Origin of the sequence: Staphylococcus sp. McC-251-APC-3A2, assembly GCF_009695665.1 — a bacterium.
Lineage (GTDB): Bacteria > Bacillota > Bacilli > Staphylococcales > Staphylococcaceae > Staphylococcus > Staphylococcus cohnii.
Genome location: NZ_VUNO01000001.1, coordinates 459842 through 471643, shown reverse-complemented (window position 1 = coordinate 471643; position 11802 = coordinate 459842). Strand labels below are relative to the sequence as shown.

Below are 11802 nucleotides of genomic sequence, written 5' to 3'. Positions count from 1 at the left end.
TTTTGAAGTTTGAGTAATAAATAAAAACCGGATGCAAAAGGCACCGGTTTTTTTATGTGCTTACTTATATTTTTGACGTTCTTGCTGTTCTTGAGCATATCGTTCAGGGTTTTTCTTATAAAAATTTTGATGTTCTGCTTCAGCTTCATAAAATGTAGAAGCGGGTAATATTTTTGTAGCAATAGCTTTTTCTTTATCTATACTTTGTTTTAATTGTTCTACATAATCTTCAGCTACCGCTTTTTGGTCTTCATTTGTATAAAAAATTGCTGTTTTATATTGTGACCCTCTATCTTGGAATTGTCCACCTTCATCAGTTGGATCTATTACAGAAAAGAATATTTCTAATAATTTATTGTAGGAAAATAGAGCGACATCATACTCTATTTCAACTGTTTCGTAATGCCCGGTGTCACCCGTTTTAACTTCTTCATACGACGGATTATCTGTATGACCTCCCATGTAACCAGAAGTCACTTTCTCAATACCTTCAAATGTGTCGAAAGGCTTGACCATACACCAAAAGCAACCTCCAGCGAAGTATGCCTTGTTTATATTCATGTTTAACATCCTTTCCATATTAGACCTTAGTACCATATATTAAGATATCACTTGATTTTTATTCAGTTTTTATATAACTTTAATATATGTTAATTATAGTACATAGCAGTGCAATTTTGAAGATATAAGGTTGATTACATATGAATGAACACAAACACAGTAGTAAAGAAAGTGCAAACACAGAAGAACAACCGACGATGCGTAGGACAAAAAAGAAGAAATTAAAAAAATTTCCGATTGTAATTTTAATCATTGTAATTATTTTAGCCATTATTGTTGGTTATTCTGTTCATGGTTATAAATCAGGTATTGAATACGCAAAAGATCATGGCAAAACGCTCAAGCAACATAAATTTAATGGTGCTAAAAAAAATGATGGAAAAATTACGATTATGGTCTTAGGTGCAGATAAAGAGCAAGGTGGTATTTCTAGAACCGACTCGATTATGATTGCACAATACGATTATATTCATAAAAAGATGAAGATGATGTCTGTAATGCGAGATATTTATGCAGATATACCTGGCAATGGGCAACATAAAATTAATTCAGCTTATTCTATCGGTGGACCTGAATTATTACGACAAACATTAAAGAAAAACTTAGGTATAGACCCTGAGTATTATGCAATACTTGATTTTACCGGTTTTGAAAAAATGATTGATGAACTGGAACCTAACGGTGTACCGATTGATGTTGAAAAAGATATGTCTAAAAATATAGGTGTATCGCTTAAAAAAGGTCATCATCGATTAAATGGTAAAGAATTATTAGGTTATGCTAGATTCAGACATGATGAAGAAGGCGATTTCGGGCGTGTAAGACGTCAGCAACAAGTCATGCAATCACTTAAACAAGAATTGGCTAGTTTAGACACGCTACCTAAATTACCTAGAGTTGCAGGTATTTTAAGAGGTTATTTAAATACGAATATGCCAGATTCTGCGCTCATCCAAACTGGTTTGAATTTTGGAATACGTGGTGATAAAAAAGTAGAGTCTATCACTTTACCTGTATCAAACACTTATCAAGATATTCAGTCACCAATGGATGGTAGCGCGCTAGAAATCGATAAAGCCAAAAATAAAGAAGAAGTACAGAAATTTTTAAATGAATGATGATTAAAAGCATTCATTTAAACGTGAATGAAATATAAATCTCATACTTAAAAAGGCTAATCCGTTTTCAAAAGGATTAGCCTTTTTTTATTTGAAAACTTGCGATTTTGACCGTGCATGCTTGCCTGGGGATATGGCTCGAGCCTGTAGTCTCTCGCTCATATCATTTCCCCGGGCGTCCGCACGATGCAAAATCGCTATAAGTGATGTTGTTGAAAATAATTTTATATACCTATACGTATCATTTGTTTCTTTGGTCATATCATTGATAAATGAATAAACTTTTGAAAAGAAAAAAACATCAATCCCTAATATGTTTAGAATAGAAATTGATGCTTATGTTCTAGTTTTTTGATATGTAATTTATTGTTGATCTGATTTTCTAATTCCAGCAACACCATAATGAGAAGCTTTCATTTCTTCTATTACAACTTGTATAGCGTCTTTGTTAGCACCTGTTGTTTTCTCTACTGCATTAGTAACTTCTGTGACTAAATTTTTTAGTTGTTCATCAGAACGACCTTCTAATAGTTTTACATTTACTATTGGCATTTAAATTCCTCCTAAAGCTATTTTTATATATTATAGCATGAAAATTCACAAAATTATAAAAAATATAAATAAGAACATTTGTTCTTATTTATATTGAAATAGAACGTATGTTCTTTTATAATGTAAGTGATTAAGGGAGGAATGTTATATGTATGAATTTTATGATTACAATCTGTTAGAGGAAAGAGATATATTGTGTATCGACCAAAAAAGTTTTTTTGCAAGTGTTTCTTGCATACAAAAAGGATTAGATCCAATGAAAGAAAAGTTAGCAGTTGTTGCGGATACTAAGAGACAGGGATCGGTTGTATTGGCTGCTACGGGTCCACTAAAAGCTATAGGTATTAAAACAGGGTCAAGATTATTCGAAATCCCTCATAGAAATGATATATATATTATCAATCCAAGCATGAGAAAATATTTGGAAGTTTCAGTAGCAATTTCTAAAATCGCTTTACGCTATGCTGCTCCAGAAGATTTACACCAATATAGTATTGATGAATTTTTTATGGATGTAACAAATAGTTATCACAGATTTAGTAGTACAATTCAATCTTTTTGTAAAAAATTACAATATGAAATTCTAGAAGAAACAGGTATACATTGTTCAATAGGGATTGGATCAAATATGTTATTAAGTAAAGTTGCAATGGATGTAGAAGCAAAACATACTGATGATCTCATTGCTGAATGGAGATATCAAGATGTGTCGCACAAACTTTGGCCTATTTCACCATTGAGTAAATTTTGGGGGATTAGTAGAAAAACAGAAGCAAAAATGAATAAAAGAGGTATCTTTACTATAGGTGATTTAGCTCATTATCCATATCAATATTTAAAAAGGGATTTTGGTACCGTAGGTGTGGATTTACATTTGCATGCAAATGGTATTGATCAAAGTAGAATAAGAGACAAGTATAGTGTAGTTAATCCGTCAATTTGTAAGAGTCAAATATTGATGCGTGATTACCATTATGATGAAGCTAAAATAGTGATGCAGGAATTAATTGAGGACGTAGCGAGTCGTGTTAGAGCAAGAAATAAATTAGCTAAGACAATACACTTTTCATTTGGTTATAGTGACCAAGGAGGGGTGCAGAAACAATACACATTAGAAGATCCAACAAATTTAGATGGTACTATTTTTAAGGTGGTTGAATATTTAGCAGATAAATTATGTGATCCAACAATGTTGTACAGAACGGTGAGCATTTCACTCACGCAGTTTATAGATGAGCGAAATACACAATTGAATTTATTTATAGATGAATACGAAAGAAAAAGGAATGAAAAGTTGGCCAAAACGATTGATGCGCTACATCAAAAATTTGGTAAAGGTATCGTATCTAAAGCAATCTCCTATACAGATGCAGGCACAAAACATGGGCGTTTAGGACTTATGGCAGGGCATAAAATGTAAAAATTAAAATGATAAACTGAACGTTTAATATAGTCATAAATCAATTTCATTGGCAATATATGGAACGGAGATAATTTTAAGTAAGTTTATACGGTGCAGCCCGTCCCTAAAGTAGCTGTTGAATCAAACTTAGTTAGCTTTTTAACAAATACAATTTAAATAACGTATCTATAACATAATAGATGATTTGTCTATGCTAAGTAAGTAAAAAATCTAACGTACATCTATTAAACATATAAATATCATATTGGTATGATAAGGAGGGTATAATAGACTTTACATTACTACTATGAGTTATTTAAAAAAGTATGATGTCTAGATAGTAATAAAGCATAAATTGTATCTAGATGAGGTGTTGTTAATTTGTACTTTCGAGCTTGTCGATATAGAAAACCTTGTATGCCATCGATTTCTAATGGTGTATTTGAAAGTACATCATAATACATGCTTGTTCCCATATCGTCTGGATAACCTTGATAAATTGTCATTATTTCTTCAATAACGTTATCAGAAAGATTGATACCAGAATGTTTAGCAATCATATAACCTTCATTTAATAACGATATGCATAATGATTTAATATGAGGTTGCTTGAGAATAGATGCAGGCTGTATTCCAAGCGCTGTAACTGTATTGATTGCTAAATTAACTAATAGTTTATACCAGATTTCCACTTCAATATTTTTATGTAACACAAGCGAAAGACCACTTGAAGCTAATATTTTTTTCAATGACACTGTGTTGTCATCTTGTTGTAAATGCAGTATTTCATCTCTAAAGTGAATCACATGTTGAGTGGTCTTTTGACCACTAATATAAGTTACAGCTTGATATATATTTGGAAAAGGAAGTTTTAAGTGTTGTCCATATCCATTTTGAGTTAGTATAACAATAGTAGTATCTTGTGATAAATGTTTGATTTGTTCATATAATCCCTCTAAGTGTGGAATTTTAACAGCGATGAATATAATATCTAATGGTTCAGTCATATCTGATGCTTTAACAACATTAAGTACTATATTTACGTTATTCGAAGCATCTTGATAGGTAATGTGCTCATTACGTTGACCAATTAAATAGACTTTATGTTCTGTTGTTAAAAGTTGAACTGTGATGCAGCTACCAACAGCACCAGGACCAATAACACCTATCTTTTTCATTTATAGTTGACCTCCGTTTATTTAGAAAATAAAATTATAATAGATATGTTTATGATAGTAATCAATAATGAAGTGTTAATCAACTAAAAATGTAAAATTATTTTTTTGAACAGGAGCATAAATCAAATGATAAAAACTATGATGAATGGAAAAATACACCGTGCACGTGTAACAGAAGCTAACCTTAATTATGTTGGTAGTATCACGATAGATCGTAATATTTTAGATGCAGTAGATATATTACCTAATGAGAAAGTTGCAATTGTTAATAATAACAATGGAGAAAGATTAGAAACCTATGTGATTGAAGGAGAACGTAATAGTGGAAAGATATGCCTGAATGGTGCAGCTGCTAGGCTTGTTCAAGTAAATGATATTATTATTATTATGTCTTATGTACAAGTTACTGCAGAAGAAGCATTAAATCACAATCCAAAAGTCGCGCTTATGAATGAAAAAAATGAAATTATAGAGATGATACAAGAAGAAGAAGGAAAATTGCTAAATTAGTTATGTAAAACAACATTTGAAATATAAACAGTCTCATCCAAACTATACCGAGATACGAGAATGAAACGATATGAGCCTAACGTAGCTTTCTAACAAAAGAAAACTGCGCTAGGCTCATATTTATATTTGATAATAAATTGAAAATGCTTTTAAATTTAGCGTTGTAAAAAACAACAACCATTACCACAGAAATGAGTGGTTGGCTTAAATATGTACTTTACGATTTATGCAAACAAAAAATAAATAAAACAATAACAATTAAGTAATTAACCTTTTTAAAAAGATAAAATCTATTCAATATAAGTATCAAAATCACTTAATGCTTCAGCGCCTTTTTTACGGTCTTCTGGATTTTTGAAGCTAATACGTAACGCACCATAAATATCTTCACGGACTTCTAATATTCTTAAGTTGCTTATAGAAATATTATGTAAACTAAGGATATGTGTTACTTGGCTAATCATACCCGGTTTATCCGGAATATCTACATAAAGATCATACTCTATAGATAGTGCACCTTGTGATTTAAGGGGGAGTTCATCTCTATATACTTTTGCATCATTATAAAAATTATATAACGCGTCCGGTTTGTTTTCTTCAACGAGCGTAATGACATCTTCCATTTGTGATTTCCATTCTTTTAATATATCAACAATAGTATTTTTATTTTCAATAGTAATATCACGCCACATAATTGGACTGCCGCTTGCAATTCTTGTAATGTCTCTAAAACCTCCAGCAGCAAGTGTTTTAACTAATGAAGAGTGAGATGCGTGGTTTGCATTTAAATGAACGAGACTCGACGCAATGATATGAGGGACATGACTAACGATTCCTGTCACAAAATCATGTTCTTTTGGATTAGTAGCAATAAATTTTGCATTTGTTGTACTAAGTAATGAACGTATTTCATCAAAAGCTTTATCATTTGCAGGTTCGTCGTGAACCAAAACATAAAAAGCATTTTCAAATAAATGTTTCTTTGCATTGAGTACGCCAGATTTATGACTACCTGCCATCGGATGACCACCAATTAGGTGAATATTGTGATTTAAAAGGTATTGTTCATATTGCAAAATCGTTAATTTAGTACTGCCAGTATCGGTAACAATGACGTCAGACTTTGTTTGATAGTTTGGTAGTTCTTGTAAGTATTTGATTGTTTGTTGCACAGGTGTGGCATAAATAATAATATCTGCATTTTCCACACAGGCTTTATAATCAGTAGATTGATAATCAATAATTCCAATAGATAAAGCTTTTTCTAATTGGGAGCAATCTGCATCATATGCAGTGATTTCAATGTCATTATGATAATATCTTAAATTACTTGCCAGACTACCACCAATTAAGCCTAAACCTACGAAAAGTATTTGTTTCATTTTGCTGACCACCTCTATCAAAATTTTCAGAATAGTAACATTGTATAGTAGGAGTAGTTAATTCGCAATACATGTTTTATTTTCTATTTCATAAGCAGAACTCATTTATAAGGCCACTGGTTTAACAGTTTTTGATTCTAAACAATTTAGCTTACACAATTTCAATATAATTAAAACACTAAGTCACCAGATTACTTTAAATAAGTAGAAGAATTTAAAAATAAGAGTTGACAAAAATGAATGATGCTTGTATTATTCTAGTTAATTCATTTTGCAACGACAGTTGCCGTTTGAAAGGTAAAGTAACGTATGTGATTTGTAGCAAGTAGAAAGCTAATGGTAGATGGAAATTAGCACAACATATATTGTGAATTGGGCTTTTAAACGTAAGCATAATATAATAATTTTTAAAGTGAACAATGAAATTGTTAACTAAGGTGGCACCACGGTAACGCGTCCTTACAGCATGCGTTAGTGTGGTGTTTTTTATATAAAAAACAAAATGTAGTAAGTTGTGAATGGTAGCAAGCAGAAAGTTAGTGGTAGATGAAAACTAACACCTACACATACTGAAATTGGGTTTTGTTGGATTAAAATTGCATAATTAAATGAGTGAGTAGGTGAGATTGATATTATCTACTAATTTAGGTGGTACCGCGCATCAGCGTCCTTAATTAATATTTAAGGATGCTGATTTTTTTTATAAGGAGGAGTAAAAATGAAGGTGCAATATCAAAAGATAAATGCTGAAGTAACACCAGAAGCATTGGCAAGATTAAAAAAACAAAAAATAGTGTTGGAAAGTACAGAACAATCTAAAGTGAAAGGGCGTTATTCAATTGTAATATTTGATGTATATGGCTCAGTGACTTTAGATAATGAAAATATGGCCATTCAATACAATGACAAGCAAACAGAGATAGAAAACGAAGCACCATATGACAAACTGAAAGCTTTTATAGATCAATATAAAGTAGAAATAGAAGACGAAGATTTAGCACAATTACCATTTATCTCAGGCTTTGTTGGATCATGCAGTTTTGATTTGGTAAGACATGAATTTCCTGTATTAAAGCAAATCGGTTTAGCTGACCACAAACAACACGATGCTAAATTTCACATGGTAGAAGATGTATACGTATTTGACCATTACAAAGAGCATCTATACGTTATATCCACAAACTTGTTTTCCAATGAAAATGAAGAACAATTAGCATTACGTGTCAAACGTCATGTTGATGAGTTGCAAAATATAAATATATATCCTTCGCCTATAAAAAATGACATAAAAGACAAAGCAATTGAATCAAACATTACACCAGATCAATTTAAAAAAACTGTTAGTGAAATGAAATCATTGATACAACAAGGGGATATGTTTCAAGTTGTACCCTCAATTATATATAAGTATAAACATAATTTTGGAATGAATTTACAACAATTATCGTATCAGCTTTATCAGAATTTAAAGAGACAAAACCCAAGTCCTTACATGTATTATTTGAATTTTGATGAACCGATTATTGTAGGTAGTTCGCCTGAAAGTTTTGTCAAAGTGAAAGGGCAAACTGTAGTCACAAATCCTATAGCTGGAACAATTAAACGAGGCACGACTGACAAAGAAGATCTTGAAAATGAAAAACAACTAATCAACGATGAAAAAGAGATAAGCGAACATAGCATGCTTGTTGATTTAGGTAGAAATGATATTCATAGAGTGAGTGAAATTGCTAGTTCTAAAATTGAAAAGTTAATGTCAATTGAACGCTATGAACATGTTATGCATATCGTTAGTGAGGTAACAGGAAAACTGAAATCAAATTATTCGCCAATGACTGTAATTGCAAGTTTATTACCTACAGGTACCGTGTCAGGAGCACCTAAATTAAGAGCAATACAAAGAATTTATGAAGCCCAACCTCAAAAACGAGGTGTATACAGTGGAGGAATAGGATATATCAACTGTAATCATGACCTAGATTTTGCTTTAGCGATTCGTACAATGATGATTGATGATACATACATCAATGTAGAAGCAGGATGTGGTGTCGTTTATGATTCAATACCTGAAAAAGAATTAGAAGAAACAAAATTAAAAGCCAAAAGTTTATTGGAGGTATCACCATGATTTTAGTAGTGGATAATTACGATTCTTTTACGTATAACTTAGTCAATATTGTAGGAAAGACTTCTGATGTAATTATTAAGTATCCAGATGATCCTGAAATATTTGATTTAAAAATAGATGGCTTGATTATATCGCCAGGACCTGGACATCCATTAGATACTAGCTATTTAGTCAATATTATTGAACATTATAAACATAAACCTATATTAGGTGTATGTCTGGGCTCACAAGCGTTGACATGTTACCACGGTGGTGATGTTATCCAAGGTGAAAAAATATGTCACGGTAAAAAAGATACGATGCAGATTGTAAGAGAATCCAAACTATACCGAAATATTACAGAATATTCTGAAATAATGCGCTATCATTCATTAATTAGTGACCCAAAAACGTTACCCGATACATTAAAAGTAACTGCTCAAACAAAAGATAGTATTCAATCATTTGAGCATATTAATGACTTACATTTTGGCATACAATATCACCCCGAATCTTTTGCTACGGAATACGGTGAAGCAATCATAAGTAACTTTTTAAATATAGTAGAGGAGGTCAATTATGTTGAGTCTACAAAATCATATAAAACAGTATAAGCCACTTAATCAAACACAAATGAACGAATTTATAGAATTGTTAATCACAGATCAACTAGAAGATGATATAAAACGAGAACTGTTAGAAGCCTTTTCGGAAAGAGAACCTAGTCAAGCGGAATTAACATATATTTCAAAAAGCTTAATAGGGTCTATGTACCCTACACAACCAACTTTTCCTAATAGTATGTGTGTTTGTGGTACTGGCGGAGATAAATCTAATAGTTTTAATATTTCAACAACAGTTTCTTTTGTATTGGCAAGTGCAGGTGTACCAGTTATTAAACATGGTAATAGAAGCGTTACATCAGCATCAGGGAGTACCGATTTATTAAATGCAATGCGTATTCCGACACGAAGTGTTGAGGAAACATCAACACATTTAAAAACACAAGGGCTTGTTTTTTTAAATGCGACTGAAACGTATCCAATTATGAAGCATATTCAACCGTTAAGAAAAGCCATTAGTAATCCAACTATTTTTAATGTTACTGGACCATTAATTAATCCATTCAAATTAGATTATCAAGTTATGGGTGTCTATGAACCGTCTCAATTAAATAAAATTGCGCAAACATTAGCAGATTTAGGTAGAAAAAGAGCAATCGTCTTACATGGTGCAAATGGTATGGACGAAGCTACATTATCTGGAAATAACACACTATATGAAGTGACGGAAGACAAACATATTAAATCTTATTCTATAAATGCAACAGATTTAGGGTTAGATTATGCACCAAATACGGATTTAAAAGGTGGCACACCTCAGGAAAATTTAGAAATTACAAAACAAATATTAAATGGTAAAGATCAAAGTGCTAAAAGAGATGTGGTGTTATTGAATGCAGGCATTGCCTTATATGTTGCTGAAAAAGCAGCCACTATTCAAGAAGGTGTTCATAAAGCAAAAATATTAATTGAAAATGGAGATGCACTCAAACAATATAACAAAATGGGAGGCAAAACGTATGACTATATTGGATGAAATAGTAGCATATAAAAAGGAATTATTGAAGGATGGCTATTATACAAAAAAATTATCAGACCTTGATGAGGTAGACATTACGCATAAACAAACGTTTGAGTCACAGTTAGCACAAGCTGATCAATTATCGGTTATCGCTGAGATTAAATCGAAAAGTCCGACATTATCTGAACTTCCAGGGAGAGATTTGAAACAACAAGTTAAGGCGTATGAAGCATATGGTGCTAACGCAGTTTCAATCTTAACAGATGAACATTATTTTGGAGGGAGTTACGAACGATTACAAACTTTGACACAAGTAACTGATTTACCAGTATTGTGTAAAGATTTTGTAGTTGATCCTATTCAAATTGATGTTGCTAAAAAGGCAGGTGCATCTATTATTTTACTTATTGTAAATGTATTGACTGATCAACAGTTAAAAGCCTTATATGATTATGCGATATCAAAAAATTTAGAAGTATTAGTAGAAGTTCATGATAAAGAAGAATTGGAACGTGCTTACAAGTTAGATCCCAAAATTATTGGTGTAAACAATAGAGATTTAAAACGATTTGTAACAGATGTTTTGCATACAAATGAAATATTAGAAAATAAAAAAGCAGGTTATTATTATATTTCTGAAAGTGGTATTCGCAACAAACAAGACGTTGCAAGTATTATAAATGCAGGTATTGATGGTTTACTTATCGGCGAATCATTAATGAAATGTGATGATTTAAGTCAGTTTTTACCAAGTCTAAAGTTAGATAAGGTGAAGGTATGAAATTGAAATTTTGTGGTTTTAAAACAATTGAAGATGTGTATAAAGCAAAAGATTTAGATATTGATGCAATTGGTTTTATTCATTACCCCAAAAGTAAACGTTATGTGGATATCGATAAGATAGAAACATTTGCTAACATAATACCAGAAGATAAAGACAAAGTAGTAATTGTAGTAAATCCAGATTATCAAACGATCAGTAATCTCATAGATAATACAAATATAACTACCATCCAATTACACGGGTTGGAAAATTTGGAAATTATTCATTTTATACGTCAAAAAAAAGACAATATAAAGATTATTAAAGCATTGCCTGCAAAAAACACAAATACATTAGCGAAGCATATTCAATATTATAAAGGTTTTGTAGATCAATTTATTATTGATACACCATCAATTTCTTACGGTGGTACTGGCCAATCCTATGATTGGGAAATCTTAAAAGATATAAAAGATGTGGATTTTTTAATAGCTGGCGGTATGAATTATAAAAATATTCAAAGTGTAAGTAAACTTAATTTAAATCACAATGGTTATGATATTGCAAGTGGTATCGAAACAAATGGTGTAAAAGATAGCGAAAAAATGCAAGCAATCATAGAACTTGTAAAAGGAGTTAATTAAA

The 11802-nt window shown here is 31.5% G+C and carries 12 protein-coding genes; 8 read left to right on the top strand and 4 right to left on the bottom strand.

The genetic code is table 11. The features are described from left to right. Positions 1-60 precede the first annotated feature (60 nt). On the bottom strand, positions 61-561 hold the full coding sequence (msrA, locus tag FYJ81_RS02400; protein WP_107505054.1) for a peptide-methionine (S)-S-oxide reductase MsrA: 501 nt from the start codon (positions 559-561) through the stop codon (positions 61-63). 140 nt (positions 562-701) lie between these two features. Here msrA and FYJ81_RS02395 point away from each other — a divergent pair, with 140 nt between their 5' ends. Then, complete coding sequence (locus tag FYJ81_RS02395; protein ID WP_107384580.1) at positions 702-1679, top strand: LCP family protein; 978 nt, start codon at positions 702-704, stop codon at positions 1677-1679. A 363-nt stretch (positions 1680-2042) separates the two neighbouring features. On the opposite strand, the gene FYJ81_RS02390 is transcribed toward FYJ81_RS02395, so the two are convergent. Continuing rightward, positions 2043-2231, bottom strand: a complete 189-nt coding sequence (locus FYJ81_RS02390; protein WP_107384581.1) for a 2-hydroxymuconate tautomerase — start codon at positions 2229-2231, stop codon at positions 2043-2045. Positions 2232-2379: 148 nt separating this feature from the next. Here FYJ81_RS02390 and FYJ81_RS02385 point away from each other — a divergent pair, with 148 nt between their 5' ends. Beyond that, the gene (locus FYJ81_RS02385) at positions 2380-3651 is read left to right on the top strand and encodes a Y-family DNA polymerase (RefSeq protein ID WP_107384582.1); all 1272 of its coding nucleotides are present in this window, start codon (positions 2380-2382) and stop codon (positions 3649-3651) included. A 287-nt stretch (positions 3652-3938) separates the two neighbouring features. On the opposite strand, the gene FYJ81_RS02380 is transcribed toward FYJ81_RS02385, so the two are convergent. Continuing rightward, positions 3939-4811 (bottom strand): oxidoreductase, encoded by an 873-nt coding sequence (locus FYJ81_RS02380; RefSeq protein ID WP_107384583.1) that lies wholly within the window; start codon positions 4809-4811, stop codon positions 3939-3941. A gap of 126 nt (positions 4812-4937) precedes the next feature. Between FYJ81_RS02380 and panD the strand changes: the two genes are divergently transcribed. Then, positions 4938-5321, top strand: coding sequence for an aspartate 1-decarboxylase (gene panD, locus FYJ81_RS02375; protein WP_107384584.1), 384 nt, complete (start codon positions 4938-4940; stop codon positions 5319-5321). Positions 5322-5611: 290 nt separating this feature from the next. On the opposite strand, the gene FYJ81_RS02370 is transcribed toward panD, so the two are convergent. Next, positions 5612-6703 carry a prephenate dehydrogenase gene (locus FYJ81_RS02370; protein WP_107386072.1) on the bottom strand — a complete coding sequence of 364 codons (1092 nt, stop codon included), beginning with the start codon at positions 6701-6703 and terminating at the stop codon, positions 5612-5614. A 718-nt stretch (positions 6704-7421) separates the two neighbouring features. On the opposite strand from FYJ81_RS02370, the gene FYJ81_RS02365 reads away from it, so the two are divergent. Genes FYJ81_RS02365 through FYJ81_RS02345 form a run of 5 tightly spaced genes read left to right on the top strand, consistent with a single transcriptional unit; the run spans position 7422 to position 11801 of the window. Further along, the gene (locus FYJ81_RS02365) at positions 7422-8831 is read left to right on the top strand and encodes an anthranilate synthase component I (protein WP_107384586.1); all 1410 of its coding nucleotides are present in this window, start codon (positions 7422-7424) and stop codon (positions 8829-8831) included. Beyond that, positions 8828-9424: an anthranilate synthase component II gene (locus FYJ81_RS02360; protein ID WP_107384587.1), complete on the top strand. Its 597-nt coding sequence runs from the start codon at positions 8828-8830 to the stop codon at positions 9422-9424. The genes FYJ81_RS02365 and FYJ81_RS02360 overlap by 4 nt, the downstream gene beginning before the upstream one ends. Beyond that, complete coding sequence (gene trpD / locus FYJ81_RS02355; RefSeq protein WP_419413273.1) at positions 9390-10409, top strand: anthranilate phosphoribosyltransferase; 1020 nt, start codon at positions 9390-9392, stop codon at positions 10407-10409. The genes FYJ81_RS02360 and trpD overlap by 35 nt, the downstream gene beginning before the upstream one ends. Further along, positions 10393-11175 (top strand): indole-3-glycerol phosphate synthase TrpC, encoded by a 783-nt coding sequence (gene trpC / locus FYJ81_RS02350; protein WP_107384588.1) that lies wholly within the window; start codon positions 10393-10395, stop codon positions 11173-11175. The genes trpD and trpC overlap by 17 nt, the downstream gene beginning before the upstream one ends. Then, positions 11172-11801 (top strand): phosphoribosylanthranilate isomerase, encoded by a 630-nt coding sequence (locus FYJ81_RS02345; protein ID WP_107384589.1) that lies wholly within the window; start codon positions 11172-11174, stop codon positions 11799-11801. Before trpC ends, FYJ81_RS02345 begins: the two co-directional genes overlap by 4 nt. Position 11802 lies beyond the last annotated feature (1 nt).